The organism is Azomonas agilis, from assembly GCF_007830255.1.
GTDB lineage: Bacteria > Pseudomonadota > Gammaproteobacteria > Pseudomonadales > Pseudomonadaceae > Azomonas > Azomonas agilis.
In genome coordinates this window covers 1-22,816 of sequence record NZ_VLKG01000018.1, presented here as the reverse complement: position 1 = coordinate 22,816, position 22,816 = coordinate 1, and the positions used below count along the sequence as shown (strand labels likewise).

The following is a 22,816-nucleotide window of genomic DNA, read 5'->3' as shown; positions in this document are numbered from 1 at the left end:
ATGCTAACCCTATCCGAATTTAACGGCGGCTTAAATAACGTATTACCTTCATCACGCTTACCTAAAAACCAACTCAGCCAAGCTTTAAATGTGGATATTGGGTTATCGGGTGAGGTACAGCGGCGGCAAGGGTATAGCCTGTTACACGCCCGTAGCCACCGCAACCTTTGGGCGGCTGCGGGATATCTGTTAGCCACGGTGGAAGGGGATTTAACAGTAATTGAGCCGACGGGAGCCCGCCGCCTACTACAGGCTGGTTTGGGCGACGAGCCGTTAAGCTATTGCAGTCTGCCCGATGGCCGTACAGCCTTTGTAAAAGCTACCCACTCAGGTATTACAGACGGTATTCAGGTTACGCCTTGGGGGGTACCTATTCCAACGGCCTTAGGCTTAGTTACCTCAGTGACCGGTGATTTATTGCCGGGAACCTACCGCTATGCGCTGACCTATGTCCGCCTGAGCGATGGGTTAGAAGGCGGGCCTTTGTACTCCGATCCTGTGGAGTTGCCGGAGGGCGGATTGGTGATTACTGGCCTTCCCACACAAGAAGGCTATGCCATTAACCTATACCTCAGCAGCCAGCATGGAGGTGTAGTGTATTTAGCTGCATCCACTTCAGGCGCGGCGGTAAGTTTTATTGGTAAGAATGAGCTCTTGGTTTTGCCGCTAAAGTCTGATCATGAGCCTGTGCCCTCAGGTCATCTGTGCGCTTTTTGGCGTACTCGGGCTTTGATCGCTTCTGATCAACTGCTGTATGCCTCCAAGCCCTATCAGGTTGAGGCCTTTGAGACACGGCGAGACTTTAAGCACTTTGATGCACCGATTCAGCTGTTGCATCCGCTGGAAGGCGGTATCTATGTGGGTACCGCGCAGCAATTGTTGTTTTTATCCGGTACAGACTTTGACCATCTTACTTGTCGTCCAGTATTTCACGGACAGGTAATTTCGGGTTCAGGCGTCACGGTGCCCGGTGAGTGGATTGGTGTGAGCAGTGGGGTTGGGCAGGGTGTGGCGATGATCTGTATCGCTGGGCAGGATCTGTTGGCCTGCTTTGGCGATGGATCGGTAGTGCCTTTAACCCAAGGTTGGTATCAGGTACAAGCAGAACGGGTGGCTGCTACCTTTAGGCTCCAGAACGGCATCCCTCAATATCTGGCTATTCCGCAATGAGCGGCGTAATCAATACTGGGTTTTTAACCTTTGAAGGGGAACCTGTTGCGGGTCGAGTTCCTCCACGCCTCACCGTGCATGGCCCTGCGTTATCTAAAAGCCAGCAGGGCGCTATAGCTCAACTCTATGCCCGATTCTGCCAAGGTGTGAGCTTAAGCATCATACCCTATCAGGTTAGGGAAACCCGTCTAGCGGATGGATGTCGGGTACGCATGGAGTCTCAGCGCGGTGTAGATCGGATCGCCGTATGGACACAGAGTCTTGATGGTGGCCCTCGTTATGATATTCGGCCTTTGGCGCTATTTGTATCCTTAAGCGCTCCGCTGGGCATGACTTCGCAAGGATCAGCCCCTTGGGTACTGACATCAAGTAGTGATGTGGTATCGCTGTGGAGTAATCCACCGCTAACCGATAGCTCAGAATTAACTTTTACCCATCACGCACGCGGTGTAAGTCGATCTTCAGGAGCTAAGCAAGACCTTAATCAGTTACTGCCCGGTCTTTTGGATTGGTATGACCCAAGGCCTGAGTCCCCTCATTTTGGCTTGGTGTTGAGTTTTTGGGGAGGCTTTGCAGGGCGTTACTCCAACGCAGCTTATCCCGCAGAGGAGGCAGATGAGGCTCCACCAGTAGATGCCGTAGTTTTTAGCCAACCCTTTTTGGATGCCTATCGTACTTTGGGGCCATTAGTAGTAGGTCAATACCCGAACCGCGTTGCTGCTGCCAGTTATGATCGGCGACGGGTATGGTGTAATGGCCTAATACTGGCTGAGCTTGGCGTGGGTTACTCAGTAGTGGGAGTTTGTTTGCACCGTACTGAAGATGATCAGAGTCTATTACGGGTAGTAGCAGTCACGATCAGTACGTCTGGTAGCAGTAGTGCGGGGCAAATTGCAGTATTTGAGGGAACTGTAGATTTATATGTTATCCAAAATGCGTTAACCCATCCTCTTGTCGCGTTGAGCTTGATAGCTACGCGCTCTCCTCCAGAAAGTAATGTGGGAACTTCAACCACTCAACTGGTTTTAAGCCATGCGGCCCACTGCAATGCCTCAGGTACACGAGCAGTTTTATTGTTTACGGTGCAAGACTCTGGACAGTATGCCCCGGATGGTCAGTATTTATATGAGCTGAATTTAGATACTGGGGAGTATGCGCCTGTCACTGTACCTTGGGTACTTGAGGCAGGGGTAGTTGAGTATTCAGCTGGTACCTATACCTCACAATCAGAGCGCATAGTTACCAGCTCGACAGTTGTAGAGGGGCTTTTCTCAGTACCTCTTCTCTGTGAGGATCACATCAAAACCGAATCCAAACAGATACAGATTGATGCTTCGTGTGTCATTTACTCGGTACTCGCTGCTGATTATCGAGGGGAGCAGCTTGAGTACCTGTATCAGGAGCAGGACGTGCGCTGGGTGGATGCACGATCATCGCGCTGGGTGGAGTATCGTGTCTTTGATATCGGAAATGTCGAGCGCTTTGGGGATCGGGTGATGATACTGCCCCACAGTGTGGACATGTCATCCTTTGTTTCTGGGAGTTTGAGTTTTACTGGAACGTATCATTTGAAGCACAGTGTGTTGGGTATTGTTAAATCATTTTCCGCCGGTGCAGCTATAGAAATGTCTGGCTCTGATACAACTCATTACCAAGAGAGATGGTATCCGCCTGATAATATTGCATACTTTTCTCCTCGCTATGAGGCCGACAAATCGGGTGATCTTCAATCGAACTGGTCAATTTCTTGGCCCGGGATCTCAACTCAAGAGATAGATCGACTGGAGGTGTCAGGGGATCTGCGCGTTAGGGCTATAGAGTGTGCGGCTAGTTACGTCGATGGATCCTATATGCAAAGTACGGGGTCGCATTCTGCGTCTGATGTAACGGATTTATTTCATTTTGAAGATAGACCTCATAATCCTACTCAAGAGGGGTCTATCACCCATAGCCCCTTTATCTACATACGCCCTGTAGCAATCAATGAGACTGATAAACTCCAATATGTGATTTATCTCTCGATTACTGGAGAAACATCTGAGCGTGAACACACAGCAGTGCGCGCGAACTATGGGTCACAAATCTCGCCTGAGATCGATGCGAATGAGAGATGGCCCATACTGAAAAGAGCTTATTTGGGGTTTTCAACTTATATAATTCCGGTATGGCCTGCACTCGATCAAGAAATAGAATCCGAGGTAGACCCTGATGGGAATGAAACACATTACTACTCAATTAAGCTTCAACCCTGCCCACCCCCTGATAATCGCCCCCTAATTCTTAGAGATTTAGGTTCAACCTCAAGCTTTGATCAGCGGCTGTATTACCGTAGTGTCATTGAGTGGCCTGAACGTGGGGCAGCGTTCGATGTAAAAAACCAAACCCCGATGGATGCTAGTTTGCTGGAGTATCGCGCTCAACTGGTCGACCCTGATACGGGTGCAGTCTTAGTGGATCTCAATGATCCTGCGTTGAATTTAAACCCCTGTCCGGGTGCAGGAAAAACCTGCTCTACTTTGCTATTTTTGGGCGGAGTGCGTGATGACCAGGCGGGTCGTTTTACAAATTTGCCCACCTACCTAAGAGCGGAACCCTCATGAGCGTCATTGTACTCAACACCTTGACTGGGGCCGTGACTGAGTATGGCTCCTTTGAGTTTGAGTCCATCACTCCCGAATACGCGGCCAATGACTCGGGCTTGTATCAGCTAGGTGGGGGGCTGGACGATCAGCAGCCCATTATCAGCCAAATCATGACCGGCCTAAGCCAGTGGGAGTCATCCGTGCGTAAAAGTGTCCCCATGGTGTATTTCACCTTGGAGCATGAAGGTTTAGGTCAACTCAGTGTGGCTACGCCTGATCAGCAGTATGACTATCTGTTTCCCATGCGGCCTAGCGGGGAGTCACGGGCACAGCCGGGACGTGGGATTTACAGCCATGCACTGGCTTTTGGCTACAGCAATCCAGATGGGGACGACTTCGTGCTCAGTCGCTGGGATATCGACCTTAAAGAATCGCCTAAACGGAGGGTATAGGTATGGCTACTCCTGCTGATCAGGTTGATAGCGCTTTTAGTCAGGCTCAGACCTACGCCAGCTCGGCACAGGCTAAGGTGAATGACTTTACCGCTCAGCTTCAGGCCAGCATTTACACGGCCCCGACTTTGAGTGTGAGCTGGAACTCCATCGCGCCCCCAACACTGGAAGCGATGCCGGATCGCCCCGAGATGCCGACCATTGCCTTTAGCGCCCCATCGGGACAACCTACGGCGTTGAGCTTGGCAGCACCCAGCATCAACGTGGACAGCTTTGATGAAGCAGAGCCAGAGATCACCTTTCCGGCAGCACCTTTGCTGAGCTACGGCACCGTACCCAGCGTACCGGATGTAGCCAGTATCGCTATCCCCAATGCTCCGACTATCACCACACCGGGCGTTCCTGAACTGCTGGCTATCAATACAGTCAGCTTTTCTGGGCTTAATCTGCATGAGGATTGGCTGGAGCGTTTAGAGGACATGCCTGAATTGTCCCTCGTAGCTCCCACACCCTACAGCTACAGCGCAGGCCCACAGTATAGTTCTGAGGTTTTGACGGCTTTAAAAGGGGTACTGGCAGAGCGTTTAAGGGGCGGTGGTTTTGCTACGGTAGAGCAAGCCCTTTGGGATCGCGCCCGTAGCCGAGAAACCCGCACCGCACTGGCCAATGAAGCCGAGATTTTGCGTACCTCCGAAGCTCTAGGCTTTAGCCTGCCTTCAGGGGTGGTGGCCGTACAAATACGTGATGCCCAGCGTAACTACTACGAGCGCCTAGGTGAGTTATCGCGGGAGGTGGCCATCCAGCAAGAGGAAAGCTTAAAGCACACCTTGGAGCAGGGCATGGCCCTAGAAAGCCAACTGATCGACTACTCCTATAAACTGGAGCAGCTCACCTTTGAGCACGCTAAAACGGTGGCGGATAACGCTTTATCCATCCATCAGGCAGCAGTAACGGGCTATAACGCCTTGCTCAGTGGCTATCAGGCCTATGAAGCGGCCTACAAAACCCTGATCGAGGGCGAGTTAGCTAAACTGGAAGTCTATAAAGCTGAACTTCAAGCCGAAGAGACCAAAACCCAGATCAATGCTAACCAAATTGCCCAGTACAAGGCTCGTATTGAGGCGGGTTTGTCTCAAGTAGAGATTTACCGTGCCCAAGTAGGCGGCGCTCAAACTCTCGTACAACTGGAGCAAGCCAAGATCGGGGCGGCTGGAGAAAAAATCCGCGCCTATGTAGCCCAGATCAATGCCGAAACTGCCAAGGTAGAAGCCTACAAAGCGGGCGTACAGGCACAGGCCACACGGGTAGATATCTACAAAACCAAGGCAGATGCTTTTAATGCTCGCGTCAGTGCCCAAGCTGAACAGGCACGACTGGAACTCGGTCGGTACAACGCCTTAGTACAGGCTAAAACCGCAGAATGGGAAGGCTATAAGGTCAAGTTACAGGCTGAAAGCACCCGGCTGGAAGCTTTGGGTCGGCAATCCACCAGCCTGCTGGAAAGCTATCAAGCCGGTACTGCCGCAGTTAGCGCGCAAGCGGCTATGTACACCAAGCTCTGGGAAACCCAGATCAAAGACTACGAGTCCTCGCAGTATATGGTCTTACAAACCGCCCGCTTTAACAGCGATGCCATCAACGCCACCAATGCAGCGCGCCTCGATGCGGCCAAAGTGGGGGCTCAGGTCTATGCACAGTTGACGGCTTCGGCCTACGGTATGATCAACGCCTCGGCTTCGGTATCGGCGGGTTCCAGTAACTCGGTGAGCTACAGCTATGGCGGAGATGTGTCTTCGGACGTTGCGCCTAAGACTACGGCGTAGGGGGTGATACGTGGCGGTTTAAGTTGGCTGATGAGATAACTTGCGGCTCCTATGTCAGCCTCCTATGATATTTGGCTAAATCTAGCCAAAGTAGGGCAATACAATGGAGCCTATCCCACTGGCCGATGCCAAAAATAACCTGTCCCGCTTGGTGGATGCCGCTTGCGATGGGCAGGAAATCGTCATCGCCAAGCACGGTCGCCCTATGGCTCGCCTTATTGCAGCAGGCAAGCCTACCAAGCTGCGCTATGGCACTCTCAAAGGTCAAATTCGCGTAGCGGATGACTTTGATGCGGAGTTGCCTAGCGAAGCCCTAGCCGGTTTTGAAGGTAAACCAGCATGAGGCTGTTAATCGACACCCATATCCTGATCTGGATACTGATCGACGACCCTAAGCTAACCCCTAAAGCCCGCAAGCTGCTGGATAAGGCCGATGAAATTTATGTCAGTACAGCCTCCTTTTGGGAGATGGCCATCAAGCAAAACTTAGGAAAGTTGGATCTTCAGCTAGAGCAGGTGATTGAGGAATGCCAAAACCTTGGCATCCAAGAGTTACCCGTGACCGCCGAACACACCCTAGCCTTATTGGGCCTTGAGCCCTTACACAAAGACCCTTTTGATCGACTGTTAGTGGCAGTGGCCAAGGCTGAGCCCATGAGGCTAATTACCGCAGATGCTAAGGTGGCGGCTTATACGGAGGAGTTGGCGGTGTTGGTTTGAATTGGAGCTGAATCGCATAGACCTGCACTTTGAAAACAGTGCAGGTACTTTATGGAAAAAGAGGCTTTTTTGAGGAGCAATTCCGTTGAAGTTCTAACTATTTTAATTAGATAGTTAGGCATTAGTAACAGATGTACCTAAGGGGGTAGCGGGAACTTTTACTAGTGAAAATGTGCCGTCTTCATTTTTAACCATTTCATTTCCATTTATATCGTATGCAATATTCCATAAGCTATATTGCAATTTCGGATTTAGTGTTTTCTGATCCACTATTTTACTAGATGCTGCTCTTTTAATTAACTCAGCTTGTTGCCTATCGCTAACTTTTTTAATATTACCATCTCTAATTGATGATAGTATGATTTTGCAAAAAAAACCTATTTTTCTATAATCAAGCTCAACTAAATCCCTATGGGTCTCTGAATAGCTACTAATGACAGTGTCTCCAATTGTCTCTTTTAGTTCAAGCTCCTGTTCAGTTATCTTGTCTAGGTGTATAAGGGCAATATGTATGGTATTTAATCTTTCATGTTTCGGGCTGGTAATTAAAGATAATATTGCTTTCTCAACATCATTTATATCGTTTATAGCCCATAAAGATAATGTGTCACCAGATGTCCTTAAGCAAGATGTTACTGCATCTGCTCTAAGGGTTGGAATAATTTCATCGTCAGACTTGTTCTGTAAGCACTCTTCTGCAGGCCATTTTGATTTGGCAATTTTTCTGACTAAAATCGTCATTTAACTATACCATTTATTTCTTTATATATAGATAGTAATTCTTTTCTATAGTCATCTATCCATTTTGGTTTTAATTCTGACTGTGATAAAATTTTGTGATAGTGATAATCCATCCACTTTTCTTGAACTCTAAGTGCATACTCTTTTATCTCTGTATTCTTATTTGATAATACAGCAGCGAATACAAGAGTAATTTCGGAGCCAAGAAGATCGTAATCTAGGTTTCCTAGTAATTTTAGTATATTTATCAATGACTTATCTTTATCGTATGAATCAATAACCCATTGAGATATGTAGTTTACGGTAAATATTTTGTTTAGATTAAGTAAAGTAATTAACTCTCTTTCTATATTTGATTCAAAGTCAATCGGTATCTCTTCAAATGAAATATGCTTTTCGAATCTAAACCTGAACTCATTAAACTGATTTTCAAAATCAGACTTGTGCTTTTCGAAGATGCTTTTAATAGCATTTTCTTTGCTGTGTACACTGGTTAACGCTGACCCATCAAAATCAAAATCAAAATCAACGAGTGAGCTCGTAGTATCTATAAAAACCTCATCATCAACTAAAGGTGAGTCTACTAGTAGTGGAGTCGATGAATGAGTTTCTATTTTTTCTTTAAGCGCACTAAGTTCTTCAGTACTTGTATATGTTTGCAAAGAATCTTTTATCGCATTGTTATAGTTCATAACATAAGTCTCAGATTTTAGATCTGATGTAAATAATTACGCTGTTAACAAAGAAGCTTATTTGATCAAGATCAAATCTTTCTTTTTTATTGCTTGCTAGCGTATTTACATCATACGAGATATTAACTACACAATTTTTAATCCCTGCTCTCGTCGAGATATAGTCATTTGCTATAGCGAAATTAAACTCCTCACTAAAGCCTTCCATAGTAATTCTATGGGCTACTCTGTTTTTGTATTCAATAATAGACTGGTCATTTATTTCAAAAATTTTTTTTGCATCCTCTTCTGAGGGGAAGTCACTAATATCTTTGGATATAACAACTCCAAGTCTTTCTGCAGCCTTAAATTTTATAGTATCTTTTAGATCGCTCAGCATTGAACTAAATTTAGTTATTATCTCATTACAGTTATCTATATTATCTATACTGGTTTGATAAGTTATAGCATCGGGTCGAACTCTAAAAACTGACTTTTTATTTGCGCTAGAAAATTCAATCAGCTTTTCAATCTGAACTGTTGGCTGCGAGTTTCTATCGGAAAATTCTATTCTTTGCTCAGTGGCTTCCATAGGAAAAATAAGATATTTAGAAATAAATTCTTCAGATAACATTTTTAAATTAGATTCGCTGAATTTTATTGACTCAAATTTTCCATTTACAACAATAATCAAGTTCATTCAAATAATCCTTAATACTAAAACTGCTAATTTACCAACTAATTCGCATTAGTTTCCGAGGTGCAAATAAGATCAACTACTCAAAAAGAGTAACGCCTTCAATGTGCTTCTCCAGTCCAGCTTCACATTAGCTCAGCCGAGGTTTTCAGGAGGCACAGTAAACAAAACTGAGTACGATACAGGTCTTCCATTACGCAACAAGATCATTCTTATTTCTGTCTTGAACAGCCTTCCTTAGCTCATGAATTTCAGACTTCATAGCAGCCAACTCTTGAGCTAAATCTGAGGCATTAACCGTATCTGTATTTACGGAATCACCACGCTCATTGAAGCTAGCTTCAATACGAGCAATCAGCTCGGCATTCAAGGAGCGTCGATTCTGTTTTGCAGCTTCTTCTACTTTATGCCTTAGCTCAGGCTGCATGCGTAGACCAAATGGATTGATGTTTCGCATTCACTATTCCTTGTGTTTGTAGTCCAGCTCCACTAACCGCTTTGCCAGTCGCTCAGCGATTAAATCAATCTGTTGGTCGCTACCAAAGCTAGCCTCTAGGCGAGCAACCAGCTCCGCATTGATTGAGCGGTGATGAGTTTCAGCCGAAGCTTTTAGTTGCTCATACAGTGAGTATGGCAAACGAAATTGAGAGCGATATAAGTCTTCCATGTCACTATCTTGACACTAAAAAAAAGGGTTCGTATAGTGACTGCGTGTCACTAATTAGGGGCTATTATGAAATTAGCAAGGACTCAGGTCAGAATCCCAACTGAGCTTATGGCTTGGCTAAAGGAACAAGCTAAGGAACAGAACCGGTCTATGAATGCTCAGCTAGTAGAGATACTAGCTCAGACAAAGAGAATGGCCGTGTGTACAAGCCAGAAATGAAAAAACCCCAGCGTGGACTAGACGCTGGGGCTTTAGAAAGCAACATCGAACCCCACAAAGGAACAATGTCTATGAAAAATCATAACACAGCCATACAAATCGCCCCAGCTACCGTAGATTTTCATGGTAGCCCGCTAATTGTTATCACGGGTCAGAACGGTGAGCATTTGGTGGCGATGAAGCCGATTTGTGAAAATATTGGCTTGGACTGGGATGCTCAACGGCAGAGAATAAAGCGCGATGAAGTCTTATCGACCTGTACGGTTATGATGACCGTTCAGATGCTAGGCGATGACCAGTCCCGCGAAGTCACCTGCCTTCCACTGGAATACTTGAACGGCTGGCTATTCGGTATCGACATCAAGCGTTGCCGCGAAGAAATCCGCCCAATCTTGATTCAGTATAAGCGCGAGTGCTACTCAGCTTTGGCTGCTTATTTCCAGCAGGGTGAGGCTATCAACCCACGCAAACCCAAAAAGCCCAAAGCCCTCCCCAACGGCCTCACCACCGAGCAACAGGAAGCCATCAAAGGCTTGGTCAAGGCCCGCGTTGATTTACTACCCCAAGACAAACGCGCCAAGGCTGCGGTCAAGTGCTGGTCAGCCCTCAAGAATACCTTTGGCTGCACCTATAAAAAGATTGATCCTAACCAGTTTACGGATGCTGTGAGTCTGGTGGCGCGGTTGGAGTTAGAAGGGGAGTTTTTGGGTAAAGAACCCACCATCAACCCAACCTTGAATGAGTTGGATCTGGCGATGCTCTATGTGTTCTGCATCGACACGCTGGAGCTGATCCATGTGGGTGAAGAGGTCAAGCCCATCTTTGATGTACTGCGTCCGGTTAAGCTGATCAACGTACCGACCTGCCTGAGTGAATGCCGCGAAGTAGTTGCTCATTTACATGAACGCTTTGGGCCACAGATGGAGCAGGCGGCTCGTAATCGCGGAGCTTTTGATGGTCGCCGGAATCTGGCTGCTGCGGGCGATCCTAGCCAGCCGATTTGGATACCGCGCCGTGCTCAGGGCATTCGGGGTTAGGTTTTCGCTGAAGCAGTAGTCCGAAGTCCCATTTACATCCGGGATTTTCCCGTATCTAAGCCCCGCCTAGTGCGGGGCTTTTCTTGCCCACTGCAATGAGTATCTTTAGAAGTGATACTGTTATCTGGTACTATTCGAGAATGAAGAAAAAACACCAGAAAACCCTTGAGCTGATCTTTGCTCGTCCTGTCAGTGGAAATATCCAATGGCGGGACATCGAGGCGCTGTTTGTTGAGCTGGGCGCTGAAATCAGTGAGCGTGAAGGTTCGCGGATCGGGGTTCGATTATTTAATGATCGTCAGGTGTTTCATAGGCCGCATCCATCGCCCTGTACGGATAAAGGTGCTGTAGCGGCTATTCGTGAATGGTTGAGCGCACATGGGGTAAAGCCGTGAAAAACACGATGGTGATTAATGGCTACAAAGCAGTAATCCAGTTTGACCCAGAGATTGAGCTGTTTCGGGGTGAATTTGTTGGCCTCAATGGTGGTGCCGATTTCTATGCCGCCGATATTGAGGGCTTGAAGCGGGAGGGAGCCACATCGCTGAAAGTGTTCCTAGAAATGTGCTCTGAAGATGGCGTAGAGCCCGTTAAGGCGTTCTCTGGAAAGTTCAACGTGCGGGTTCCACCTGAGCTGCATGCCGATATGGTGGTGGCTGCGGCAGCCTCTGGTAAAAGTTTGAATCAGTGGGTGGTCGAGGTGTTAGACCGCGAGGCCCATGTTTAAGCGGTAGCGCCTGTTCACTTTAGGCCTCGCCCAGTGCGGGGCTTTTCTTAACCCCTGTAGGGTTTGCCCCTAACCCTCATCCCCAAAACAATGCCCACTGACTCAAAATCGGCGGGCTTGTCATGCGCGGCTTAAGCGGCTTCAAGAAACAACAACCTCAAAAACTGATGCAGGGTGGTATGGTTCGCGGCCCCGGCACAGGAACCTCGGACTCCATTCAGGCTGAAGTTCCTGAAGGCAGCTACATTATGCCTGCGGACTCTACTCAGGCCATTGGGGCTAAAGGGTTGAGCGGGTTAGGAAAGCCAGTACCCGTTAATCTCAGCAACGGTGAGTACCATCTTCCACCTGAGCAAGTTCACGGGCTTGGTCTGCAAGTGCTGGATCAGATGAAGGCCGCCACACATACGCCGGTATCGCCGGATGAGGTGCAGAGGCCCAATGGTTTTGGGCTGAAGCCTCAGATGTTTTTTGCGGATGGAGGATCTGTTGGAAAGCCTAAGTCTGAAGCCAGATTAGGGCTGCATCGGCAGTCTTTTAGCGGTGGGGGCGGGGTTTGGAGTGATGAGCGGAGCGCTCGTATCCGTGCCGAGCTGAGCGCATTGAACCCTCAATAATCTGCTAGAGCTATTGGAGACGAGCGGCGTACCCGCATCCGTGCCGAAGTAGATACATTGAACTCTCAGCAGTCTGCTAGAGCCACTGGAGATGAGCAACGTGCTCGCATCCGTGCTGAGACAGGTGCATGGAATTCCCAACAATCTGCTAGAGCTGCCGAAGATGCCGAGAGGATCAGGACGCATAGCACTAGCCAAGAAGCCCAGTACAAGGCCGCTGAGGATGCAGCCAATCGTGCTCGCACTGAGGACGCAGCCAGAGCTAAAGCGGTCGATCGGCGCAACAAGCTTTTTTCTTCCGCAAAATATGGCGTAGGCGCTGCGGCAGCAATGGCTGGATTGGACGCAATTCGGGATATTTACAACACGGCGACCAAGGAGGATTCAACGTGGCGTGATGTGGCCAGTGAATCCGTGCACAGCGCTAATCGTGTAGCGGGCGCTGGTCTTGGGGCATCCATAGGGACTCAATGGGGTGGAAGGCTTGGCGCTAGGGGAGGAGTTTTGGGTGGCTTGGCAGGTGCCGCCATCGGTGCAGCTGCACCCGACTGGATCACCAAGAACGCTCGCGGACTAATGGGGTTAAGTAGTGCTAAACCACAGGCTAATGTGCGGCCCGATTTGCCTACTATTAGCCCAGCGGTTCAGCCTCAGCAAGAAAATGCCCCTATGCTGGTATTAGAGCCTCAAGCGCCAAGTGTGACCGCAGGCCAAGCGGCACAAACGAATAGCAGCGGTTTGAGGTTTCCGTATTCAGACGGTGATGCTTCATTTATTCCGCCTATTTCGAGCTCTACGGGTGGCCTGAACTTTCCACAGCGAGCTGCCCCCAATGGTTGGACGCATACCGGCATTGGCTCAGGCAACAGTCAGATCGTTGGTCGAGTGGGTAAAGATGGGGTGCCTGCATTTACTAATGATGCCGCTGCGGTTAGTGGTGCGGCTGCTATGCCTGATAATGGCATCGGTAAAGTGGGCGGACTCAACTCAGGCCAAAGATTCACACAGATGCAACCGGGTGACTCTGCGCGGGCACGGGATGAGTGGGATCGTGCTATTGGTATCCGCAACCAGACGATCCGTAACTTAGCAGCTAGTGAGCCTAACGGGTTAACCATTGTTCCCGATAGCGCTGAACCCGCCCGGCAAGCTCGTACTCAGCAGATACAAGCATCATCGGGGCTAAACTCACGCGCGGCAAGGGCTCAGGCTGGTTTGGCCATTCAGGCACAGACTAATCAGCTTAGGGCGGCAGAGCTGGCCCAACAGGGTGATATCTCTCGTCAAGGGCTGGGGTTAAGAAGTGAAGAGCTTGCAGGTCAACGTCAAGACTCGGCAGCAGATCGAGGGCTGAAACGTGACCAGTTATCTGGAATACGCCAAGACTCAGCAGCAGATCGTACACTCAGGGAGCGTGAGCTGGGTGTTACTGAAGCGTCCTCGCGCTTAAGTAATCAGCGTACCCAGCAAGAGATTGATGAGGGTGGCATCAAGCTCAGTCAGCAACGCAGGCTCCAAGAGCTGCGTGACACCATTGCCGATCCGAGCAAAACGGATGCTGAACGGTTTGCGGCTCAACGCTCGCTGGATGCTCTGAGCATTAAAGCTGAAGATCGGTTTAAAGCCAGCCAAGATCGTGAGCAGGCGCGAAATAAGCTGCTAGCAGATCTTTTCGGTACTTATAGCGACCAAATGTCTTTGCTTGATCCGAAGGATAAGGTTCCGTTTGATCAATGGATGAAGCCGCTTATGCAAGCGACAAGTTCAGCTCAGAGCGGCCTGACCTTAGTTGGGTACAGCGAAGGCAAGCCAGTGTTTCAGGATGCCAGCGGCAAACGGTTTAGGGACGAATAATCATGGCGCTTAAACCGTTTGATGGGGATTTTGATCCGGTATCTGAAGGTTCGATTGCTGAACCGCGTAACTTGGAGCCTTATGAGGGAGACTTCACACCTATTGCTCAAGATAAATCTCTTGGGTCAGAAAAATCCAGCGAAACGAGTGCTATTCGTTCCCTTGGTGATACAGCAATTGCTGCTGGCACTGGTATTGTTCGGGGCGCTCAATTACTGGCCAATACAGCCGGAGCCGGTAACCCAATATCACGCGGCTTGGGAACCGCTGCGGACTATCTACAGGGCTTAGAGTCTGGTGGCCGCCAAGCCGAACGTGCAGCGCGTACAGAAAAAATCAAACAAGCAGAACAAAGTGGCAACACATGGGACGAGGTTAAGGCCTATGCCGGGGCTTTTGGTGAGGCCCCGATAGACACCACCGTTGAGGCCTTGGGTACGTCTCTGCCTACGATAGTCGCGGCCGGGTTAACGCGGGGCAAAACTAGAACATTGATTGGCGGTGGTCTTGGAGCTGCCCAAGGAGCTGGAGCGGTTAAGGGCAGTATCTATGATGCTGTTGATCAAGAATACCAAGACTCTGGATTGACTCCAGAAGAGGCAGCTCAAAAGGCTGATGAAGCCCAAGCTTATACAGGTAAGAATGCGGGCCAGATTGCTTTGGGTGCTGGTGTTGGGGCGGTAGCTGGAACTACAGGTGTCGAATCTGCGGTTGGCCGTATTTTTAGCAAAGAAGCTGGAGAGGCTACTGCTAAGGGCTTGGTTCGGTCAGGCTTGGTGGGCGCGGCCAAAGAAGCGCCCATCGAAGCCTTGCAGGGTGGCCAAGAGCAATACGCTTCAAACTCTGCCCTACAAAATGAGGGCTTTGATACTCCAACGTGGCGTGGGGTAGCCGGATCGGCAGTGCTTGAAGGATTAGCCGGTGGGGCGGCAGGTGGTGGGTTTGGCATTGCTGAGACTGGGCTGGCGAGACGTAGGCTAAATCAGGAGCAGTCTGACACTGGACTTAATGAGCCTCAGCTTGCGCCGATTAGCCCAAGCCCAGCCGATAACAGCAAAGCGATACTAAACTCAGATACTCCAGCACCCAATCAGCAGCAGCTTGAACAAAGTGGTACAGATACCCCTGCTGAATTGCAGTCAGATACACAAAGAGAGGTTAAGCCACAAGAGCCTATTGCTGAGTCACCGCCTTCAGTGGTTCCCATAGTTCCTGAGCTAGCTACTGAGGTGACACCAGAACCACTGGGTCTGCCTGTTGATGAGCCTGAGATAACTAAAACCTTGGGAGACATTCAGGATGTCACTCCTGTTCCGCCCACCGCAAAGCCTTCTGAGCGCATGGGGCTCAATCCAGCCGCAGGCCCATTATCAGCCGCCGCTGCAATAGCCGTTGATTCTGGGGCAGCTCAGATACAGCCGCCCGCCGCCGAAGCTCCAGCTCTACAGCAGAAAGCCCGTATTCCTATAATCATCACCAACAAGATGCGGGCTCAACTGAAGGAGCTTGGGTATCAGGATACTGATATCAGGAAGTTAAGGCCGCAGCAGGCATGGGACGTTATTAACTCTGCTCAGCCAAAGGCTGCTGATGCAGCGCCGCCGACTATCGGCGCTCAACCCATTGCCTCCGCCTCCACCGATCAGTCGCTTACGTCCCCGGTTATCGAGAGCGCCGAGGCCATGCCTTTAGAGACTCGCACTCCTCAAGAGCCCGTCAGCCAGCCTGAACCTGTCTTACCTGAGGCTTCCGTTCAGGACTCTGGTGAAGTGCAGTGGGATAACCTTTCAAAAGATCAGCGTAAAGCTGTATTGGCTGGCCTTGGGCGTTGGAATACCCATAAAGGTACTCTCAATATCATTGGGAATCGCCTACTCAGTGCGAAGTGGAGTGCGATTAATGAGGATGCGAAAGGCGTTATTCGAGGTGCTTTTAGCCAGAGCGGAGCAACCGCTACACCTGAATTGCGGCCTGAAACCTCTACCAAGCCTGAAGCCAACCCTGTCCCTGCCCAGCCTCAACCCGAAGAGCTTCCTAGCATACTGACAACCCCTAAAAGTCGTTATCTGGCGGATCAGGCGAAGCAAGCCGGAGTTAAAAAAGGCTCTACAGAGTACAACCAAGCGATTCAGGAGCTTGAGTCTAACTATGAGGGAGAGGTTGCCCAGTCGTTAAGCGGGTTGAGCTTTGAGCAGTATCAAGCGCTGAATAATGGTATCCCTGAGTCAGTAAACCGAAAGGCGTGGGAGTCCTTGCGTGGGGAATCAAGCCCAGCCGCTCCTGAAGCTAGCCAGATCACTCAGGAGGCCAATCAAGCGGCCACTTCGCCAGCCAACACACTACCTGAGCCCAGTCAGGCGCAAAAAGAAGCGGGCAATTATAAGAAGGGCCATGTTCGAATTAACGGCCTAGACATTAGCATTGAAAACCCGGCAGGAAGCCAGCGCTCCCCCGAATGGCCAGCCCTGAATAACCACTATGGGTACTTCAAAGGTACGGTCGGTAAGGATAAAGACCACGTTGATGTATTTCTAACGGATCGAGCTAGCGATCCTGAGCTGCCAGTATTTGTTGTGGATCAGCGCAATCAGGATGGCTCTTTTGATGAGCATAAGGTGGTGATGGGCACTGCCACTGAGCCTGAGGCGCGTGAGGCTTACCTGAGCAACTATTCAGACGGGTGGAATGGCTTGGAAGCTATTACCCAGATGAGTCAGAGTGAGTTCAAGGAATGGGTGCGCGATCCGAAGAAGACTAAACGCCCAGCCAGTCCCGATGCGTTTAAGGCTCCTGCTGTGCCTGTTCAGGAGTCAAAACCTAAAAATCTCAAGGAAGGAATAGCTAGGGTACGCGAGAAGGCTAAGAAAGAGGCGGATGAACAGCCTAAGCCCACTCGTGACGATACTCCAAAGTTCTCGCGTTACTCCGAGGTTGGTCTATCAGCTTCAAGCGTTGTATCGGGCAAGCCCATTGAAAATCCTATTACTCTTGAGCAAGCGGAAGCTGCTGCCCGCGAATGGTTGGCCGACTATCATGGGAATATCCCGCTTGATATGCGTATTAGGAGAACTCAGTATGAACTCTACGGCCCCAAAGGAACCGCCGAACACATCGGTATCGTCAAAGGAGCCTACCATTCCGCCACCGCATCAAGACGAGGAATTTTTACCCTTGCCTCCGATAATTTGTCGTCGGTGGGCGACGCAAGAGAAACCCTGCGCCACGAAATCTTGGGGCACTATGGCCTTGATACGTTTAGGCCTGAAGCTAAGAAGGCTCTTCTCGAAAAAATCTTAGCCAGTAAAAACGAGCCTAGCCTGTCAGAGATTTGGGCCGATACTGCGCGTTTGTACTCGGATAAATCGGATATTGTTCAAGCTGAAAAGGTCTTCGCTCGAATTGCGGAAGTCGAGCGCAGTAAAGCACTACAGATCATGGATCTACTGCGTTCTGCTTTGATTAAGCTGCTCAAGGCGGTGGGGTTCAAGAAGGGGGTTATCACACGCTCAGAACTGCTACGGGAAGTTGAGGTGATTTCTAAGGGGATACGCCAAGGAATACGCAAAGCCAATTCTGATAACCAATCTCCCTCATTTTCGCGCAACAGCTACCGCCCAGAAGAGCCTTCCGTACAAGGCACTAAAGCAACCTATTTGCGCACCTTACTCCCCGGCCTGACCAAGAACTGGAAGAACGCTCCGAGTATTGAGATCGTGCAATCCATTCAAGAGCTACCCAGCGAGCTGCGATCCTTCATTGAAGAGGCTGAGGCGTATGACGTTGAGGGGCTGCATTCGGGTGATGGAAACCGGGTGTATCTGATAGCGGATAATCTTCGCAGCCCTCAGCACGCAATCTTCGTACTCCAGCACGAGGTGTTAGGGCATGCGGGGCTTCAGGGAGCCTTCGGTGACGCATTAATCCCGCTCCTGTTGGATATTTACCGAACCAATCAGAACGTGCGGCAGCTGGCGGATGAAAAGACCGATCAGTTTGGATACAACCTCTTTGCCTCTGTGGAAGAAGCCTTAGCGGATATGGCCGCTGATGGGAGTATCCAGCAGCAAGGGTTTTGGAAGCGACTGGTGGCCGCGATTCGCAGTCTGTTGCGGAAGTCGTTCCCATCCATGCGCTGGACGGATGGGGATGTTCAAGGGCTACTGGCGAATGCTCGGCGCTATATTGAGAAAGGAGCCAGAGCCACCTCATCAGGTCGGCCACAGTATTCACGCCCAACCGATTCAGACCTAGCGCGTCAATTCAACGAAACTGCGGCGGCCTATGGCGGTGAAAACGCTTGGCGGGTTGCTAAGGATGCAGGGCAAACTAAACTGACCTACCCTCAGTGGGTACAGGTGAGAACACCTGCATTTAAGGCATGGTTTGGAGAGTGGGAAAATAACTATGGCCCAAGAAGAGCAGGCATCAATAGAGGCGGTAATACAGGCCCTCAAGGATGGCGCGACACTGGACGAAGCATTGGCGATTCTTCCACCACCAACACCAGAGTTTCTGGCAACCCTGAACCGCTACGGAGATCCGATAGCGGAGTATGGGGAGTTCGTGGACGGGGAGGGATGGATAACACCCGAGGAAGCGATGAGGCGGATTCAGGCCAAGCAGGTGCCATAGCACAACGAGACTGGCGAATTGACCCTGAGACAGGTGAGCCTGCTGTTTTTTATCATGGCACACGGGATGAGTTCACGCGGTTTGATTTAAACCATCCAAACCGTAAGGATCTAGGTTGGCTTGGGCGCGGAGTCTATGTGGCCAGTGATCGGCGCTTAGCTGACTGGTATGCCAAAAACAAAAAGGGAACAGGCAAGCCAGAAATAATGGGACTGTTTGTCAATGTGCGTAATCCTGTGCAAGGATCGCTGCAAACAAAGCAGGTATTACGCGATAAAACCCAAGGTGATATAGATAAGCTAACTGCGTATTGGCGTACTAATGGCCATGATGGCGTGATTCTAGCTTTCCCTGACGGCACGTATGAGCTGATGGCCTTTGATCCAACTCAGGTGAAATCTGCTACCGATAACACGGGGCGTTTCGATGGGGCTAATTCAGACATTCGTTTCAGTCGAGCCTCTCAAGCTCGTAACTTACTCAATCGTGCCCTTGGCCCAAAACCCCTTGATCCCACTGATCCTTTTGCCGAGGAAAACCGCCGCCTGCGTGAGCAGGATAAAGGGCTGTGGGATAAGGCCAAGAAGGTACTGGTTCGCCAATTTGCCCCCGGTGGCCTGCTGCCCAGCAAGGTCTTTGATGAAAAGATCGTGCGTGATAGCGAGTTTCAGGCGATTGAGTTTGATGTGCGCCATCTAGTAGGTGGACTGAATCAAGCGGTTAAAGAAGCCTACGGTAAAGACACGGATGCTTTGGACGCAGCCCTTATGGAGCGCCTGCATGAATCCTTGGCTGGAAAGCTTGATCCGTCCCTAGCAGAGCCGGTTAAAGTCCAGCTGGTTGCCATGCGCCAGTACATTGATGCGCTGTCCAAGGATTATCTGTCCATCCTTCAGGGCCAGATTGATGCGCTAAAGGCTTTGGATCAACAGGCTGACTCCGGTTTGTATGACCGAATCAAGGCCAATATAGGTTCCTACGTCAATCGCTCGTACCGGGCCTTTGATGATCCAAAGTGGTTTCAGAGCGTTCCGACTGAGGTGCTTAACACCGCTCGCCAATACCTAACGAATCGGTATGTTGAGGACGGCATGGGGCAAGCTGAGGCGAAGGCCAATACGGAGCGCGTGATGGAGGAAATGCTGAAGACCGGAACCGCTTATGACTCCATGTCCGCCCTAATTTCTGAGGGCAAACTGGGGGCCAAGGATCTGTCGATTCTGATTAAACGCAAGGATATTGCCCCAGAGATTCGAGCCTTATTGGGCGAATACAAAGACCCGCGCATCAACTTTGCTAAGTCGGCCACCAAAACCGGCCGCTTAGTTTGGAACCAGCGTTTTCTGGATCGGGTACGCGAGATCGGTATGGGTACTTTTCTGTTTGAAAAGAACGACCCTAACCGACCACCAGAGGCCGGTAAGCCCATAGCCGGAAAGCAGTCAGATACCTATGCACCTCTTAATGGTTTGTACACCTTCCCTGAGGTAGAGCAATCGTTTCGGGATGCCTTGGGCCAAGAGCAGATGGCGGATTGGTACCGCTTTATTGTGCGTATGAATGGCTATGTGAAGTACGGCAAGACGGTACTGTCACCGACCACCGCCGCGCGTAACTGGCAGTCGGGCATGCTGTTCTCCATCGCTAATGGTCACTTTGATCTGTCACAGATGAAAAAGGGGCTGATCGCCTTCCGTGAACAGGTGAGCCAGAAGGCTACCGGCTCCGACCTGGAATACCTGCGCAAGATGAAGCGCCTCGGCGTGGTGTATGACGCGCCCTATGCTGCTGAAATGGCCGACTTAATCAAGGATGCTCGACTGGATGAGTTCTTATCCGGCAAGACCGGCCAAGGATTCAAGCAATGGCGCAAGTTCAACCAGTTAGCCCAAGGCTTTTACAGCTTTGGAGATGACTTCTGGAAAATCGTAGGTTTTGAGAACGAGAAAGCCTCATTGCTGAAGGCTGGCATGACCGAAGCTCAGGCTGAACAGGAGGCCGCTAAGCGCATCCGAAACACCTATCCCACCTATTCAATGGTCGGGCGCAGTATTAACTGGTTACGCCGCTTTCCACTGGCCGGAACCTTCGTGTCCTTCCCCTCAGAGATCATTCGCACCTCAGCCAATATGCTGAGAATGACCCATCAGGATCTGAAGAGTGATAACCCTAATATCCGAGCCTTAGGCCGTAAGCGGTTAGCGGGCATGGCCATGGTATCGGCTGGGTTTTGGGCATTGTCCGCATTAACGGCCGCTATGCTGGGTGTGGGGGATGATGAGGAAGAAGCACTCAGGGATATGGCCGCTGATTGGCAGAAAAACTCCACCTTCCTGTATACCGGGCGGGATGAGGACGGTCGTCTTCGCTACATTGATCTGTCATTCCTTGACCCTTACGGATATTGGAAACGACCCGTGACCGCCATGATGCGCGATCAGCCTTGGGAAAAAGCTGCTGCCAGTGGATTAAGCGATCTGCTGACCCCATTCTTTGGAGCGGATATTGCGGCTAAAGCCATTTTTGAAGTGATGGCCAACAAGAAGGGTACCGGTGGGCGAATCTACAATGAGGACGCAGGCAGTGTAGAGCAGCTGCAAGATATTGCAGACCATATGCGCAAAGCCCTGCAACCTGGATTTATGAGTAACGCTGAAGGGTTGGTAAAGGCCTCACTAGGGATGCGCCGAGAAAGTAGTGGTCAGCCTATAGAAATGCGTAACGAACTGACCGCCTTGTTGGGATGGCGGGCCAGTACCTTGGATGCTAAGACCGGGCTTTTGTATCGGGCACGGGACTTTGATGATGCCCTGAACTCAGCTCGCTGGACGCTCAGAAAAGAGCTGACCTCAGTAAACCCGGTCAGTAATGACGATATTCGCTCCGCCAAGGAGTCCGCTCAAAAGCAATACGAGCGGGCTCATACCGAGATGCAGCGGATCGTGAAGGCAGCGGAAGTAGCAGGGGTAAGCCGTCGGGATACCGCGCAAATACTGGAGCGAAGTGGTCTGTCTAAGCGGGAAATCTTCTTACTGCTCAATGGGCGGGTTCCGCCTCTGAGATTATCCCCAGAGTCCATGCAGCGCTCAGTCAAGGATGCTCGGGCAACGCTCGGGGTAGGACATGCTCAAGAGGTGGCAAGGCGGTTTAGGGTGGCTAATGGGATATAAAAAGAGGGGCAGAATGTGTAAAGCATTGTGCTTCAAGATGGATTAATTGGGGACAGTGATTTTTCAGTATGAGGGGTGGTGATTCTTTTGTCACAGAGAGATAGGCCATAAAAAAGGCTAAAGTCCAAGCAGAGCGCGGCTTTCAGGGAAATAGCGGGCGTGCAGGGAATTGCACAAATCTAAGCAGGAATGAGCGGATTCCGTTCCGCTTTGCGCGATTATTTACACAGAATGGTTAGATGTAGCTCATGCACGACATGGGCTTTATTGTGGTGCCTGTGGCGTATGGGCTTGGGCATCGTGACCTGAATATTGATGTCACTGCCGATGATGTTAGTACCGCCTGATATGCAGTGAATCTGCCCCGCTGGGGCTTCTTTTACGCGCATATCCCTGCCTGCTGCATAGCCTTCGGGGGCTTTAATCTTCTTACTCACTGCTATTTTCCCCATGTCCTTTTGATGCTTATGTCCTTGAACCGCGTATTTTGTTGCGTTCTACTCATGGAATTGAACGTCTGTCCATATTTTGGTTTTTTACGTTCAATACTCCATAAGCGCATGATAAGTATAGATTTTTATCCTAAATTTTCAGATGGTTACGGTTTTAAATTGAACTATGAATTGAACCAAGTAGTTATTTTCTTTCGATAGTCATATCTCGCCCTGCAGCCTGTCCCCCGGGAGCATTGACCGTGATGTTCTTGGTCTTTTGCTCAATATCTCCCGACAGCGCCCTTATTCATCGGCGTTTGCAAAGCGTAGTCATTGAGCGGCGGGATGCGCTGGAGGTGATTCGGGCGCAGGACACGCCCCAGACGCTGTTCTATGTTGATCCACCTTATATGCCCTCAACCCGCAGCGCCGCCAAATACCGGCATGAGCTGAATCTTGAACAGCATCAGGCGTTGTTAGATCGGCTCACCAAAGTACAGGGCATGGTGGTGATCTCTGGGTATCCCTCAGAGCTTTATGACGATGTGCTCACAGGATGGGGTCGAGTGGAGCGTAAGCACAGGGCATCCGGCAGTGCATTAC

The 22,816-nt window shown here is 50.1% G+C and carries 20 protein-coding genes; 14 read left to right on the top strand and 6 right to left on the bottom strand.

Features of this window, described 5'->3' with window-relative positions; all coding sequences use genetic code 11:
* From LX59_RS15290 to LX59_RS15265, 6 genes are all read left to right on the top strand, one after another.
* Positions 1–1,170: a hypothetical protein gene (locus tag LX59_RS15290; protein WP_144573337.1), complete on the top strand. Its 1,170-nt coding sequence runs from the start codon at positions 1–3 to the stop codon at positions 1,168–1,170.
* Positions 1,167–3,770 carry a hypothetical protein gene (locus LX59_RS15285; RefSeq protein WP_144573336.1) on the top strand — a complete coding sequence of 868 codons (2,604 nt, stop codon included), beginning with the start codon at positions 1,167–1,169 and terminating at the stop codon, positions 3,768–3,770. The genes LX59_RS15290 and LX59_RS15285 overlap by 4 nt, the downstream gene beginning before the upstream one ends.
* Positions 3,767–4,204: a hypothetical protein gene (locus LX59_RS15280; RefSeq protein WP_144573335.1), complete on the top strand. Its 438-nt coding sequence runs from the start codon at positions 3,767–3,769 to the stop codon at positions 4,202–4,204. Before LX59_RS15285 ends, LX59_RS15280 begins: the two co-directional genes overlap by 4 nt.
* Before the next feature lie 2 nt (positions 4,205–4,206).
* Positions 4,207–6,027, top strand: a complete 1,821-nt coding sequence (locus tag LX59_RS15275; RefSeq protein ID WP_144573334.1) for a coiled-coil domain-containing protein — start codon at positions 4,207–4,209, stop codon at positions 6,025–6,027.
* Positions 6,028–6,130: 103 nt separating this feature from the next.
* A complete protein-coding gene (locus LX59_RS15270) occupies positions 6,131–6,370 on the top strand; it encodes a type II toxin-antitoxin system Phd/YefM family antitoxin (protein WP_144573333.1) in 240 nt (79 codons plus the stop codon).
* Positions 6,367–6,747: a type II toxin-antitoxin system VapC family toxin gene (locus LX59_RS15265; protein WP_144573332.1), complete on the top strand. Its 381-nt coding sequence runs from the start codon at positions 6,367–6,369 to the stop codon at positions 6,745–6,747. The genes LX59_RS15270 and LX59_RS15265 overlap by 4 nt, the downstream gene beginning before the upstream one ends.
* A 114-nt stretch (positions 6,748–6,861) precedes the next feature.
* Here LX59_RS15265 and LX59_RS15260 read toward each other — a convergent pair whose 3' ends face one another.
* The 5 genes from LX59_RS15260 to LX59_RS15240 all read right to left on the bottom strand — a co-directional run bounded on the left by LX59_RS15260 (position 6,862) and on the right by LX59_RS15240 (position 9,523).
* Positions 6,862–7,488, bottom strand: a complete 627-nt coding sequence (locus LX59_RS15260; RefSeq protein WP_144573331.1) for a hypothetical protein — start codon at positions 7,486–7,488, stop codon at positions 6,862–6,864.
* Entirely contained in the window at positions 7,485–8,180 is a 696-nt protein-coding gene (locus LX59_RS15255) for a hypothetical protein (protein WP_144573330.1), read from the bottom strand. The genes LX59_RS15260 and LX59_RS15255 overlap by 4 nt, the downstream gene beginning before the upstream one ends.
* A gap of 10 nt (positions 8,181–8,190) precedes the next feature.
* Positions 8,191–8,859: a TIGR04255 family protein gene (locus tag LX59_RS15250; RefSeq protein ID WP_144573329.1), complete on the bottom strand. Its 669-nt coding sequence runs from the start codon at positions 8,857–8,859 to the stop codon at positions 8,191–8,193.
* Positions 8,860–9,049: 190 nt separating this feature from the next.
* Entirely contained in the window at positions 9,050–9,313 is a 264-nt protein-coding gene (locus tag LX59_RS15245; protein WP_144573328.1) for an Arc family DNA-binding protein, read from the bottom strand.
* 3 nt (positions 9,314–9,316) lie between these two features.
* Positions 9,317–9,523: an Arc family DNA-binding protein gene (locus LX59_RS15240; protein WP_144573327.1), complete on the bottom strand. Its 207-nt coding sequence runs from the start codon at positions 9,521–9,523 to the stop codon at positions 9,317–9,319.
* A gap of 66 nt (positions 9,524–9,589) precedes the next feature.
* Between LX59_RS15240 and LX59_RS16220 the strand changes: the two genes are divergently transcribed.
* From LX59_RS16220 to LX59_RS15205, 7 genes are all read left to right on the top strand, one after another.
* Positions 9,590–9,742, top strand: a complete 153-nt coding sequence (locus tag LX59_RS16220) for an Arc family DNA-binding protein (RefSeq protein WP_144573326.1) — start codon at positions 9,590–9,592, stop codon at positions 9,740–9,742.
* Positions 9,743–9,813: 71 nt separating this feature from the next.
* Positions 9,814–10,779, top strand: coding sequence for a phage antirepressor N-terminal domain-containing protein (locus LX59_RS15230; protein WP_144573325.1), 966 nt, complete (start codon positions 9,814–9,816; stop codon positions 10,777–10,779).
* Between the two features lie 140 nt (positions 10,780–10,919).
* Positions 10,920–11,174 (top strand): type II toxin-antitoxin system HicA family toxin, encoded by a 255-nt coding sequence (locus tag LX59_RS15225; RefSeq protein ID WP_144573324.1) that lies wholly within the window; start codon positions 10,920–10,922, stop codon positions 11,172–11,174.
* Positions 11,171–11,506, top strand: coding sequence for a type II toxin-antitoxin system HicB family antitoxin (locus LX59_RS15220; protein WP_144573323.1), 336 nt, complete (start codon positions 11,171–11,173; stop codon positions 11,504–11,506). Before LX59_RS15225 ends, LX59_RS15220 begins: the two co-directional genes overlap by 4 nt.
* A 122-nt stretch (positions 11,507–11,628) precedes the next feature.
* Positions 11,629–12,123, top strand: coding sequence for a hypothetical protein (locus LX59_RS15215; RefSeq protein WP_144573322.1), 495 nt, complete (start codon positions 11,629–11,631; stop codon positions 12,121–12,123).
* A gap of 57 nt (positions 12,124–12,180) precedes the next feature.
* Positions 12,181–13,977 carry a hypothetical protein gene (locus tag LX59_RS15210; RefSeq protein ID WP_144573321.1) on the top strand — a complete coding sequence of 599 codons (1,797 nt, stop codon included), beginning with the start codon at positions 12,181–12,183 and terminating at the stop codon, positions 13,975–13,977.
* A 2-nt stretch (positions 13,978–13,979) separates the two neighbouring features.
* Complete coding sequence (locus LX59_RS15205) at positions 13,980–21,779, top strand: ADP-ribosyltransferase-containing protein (protein ID WP_144573320.1); 7,800 nt, start codon at positions 13,980–13,982, stop codon at positions 21,777–21,779.
* A gap of 218 nt (positions 21,780–21,997) precedes the next feature.
* Here LX59_RS15205 and LX59_RS15200 read toward each other — a convergent pair whose 3' ends face one another.
* Positions 21,998–22,216 carry a hypothetical protein gene (locus tag LX59_RS15200; RefSeq protein ID WP_144571894.1) on the bottom strand — a complete coding sequence of 73 codons (219 nt, stop codon included), beginning with the start codon at positions 22,214–22,216 and terminating at the stop codon, positions 21,998–22,000.
* A gap of 260 nt (positions 22,217–22,476) precedes the next feature.
* Here LX59_RS15200 and LX59_RS15195 point away from each other — a divergent pair.
* Positions 22,477–22,816: DNA adenine methylase (locus LX59_RS15195; RefSeq protein WP_144571895.1), on the top strand; the 340-nt coding region annotated here is incomplete at its 3' end.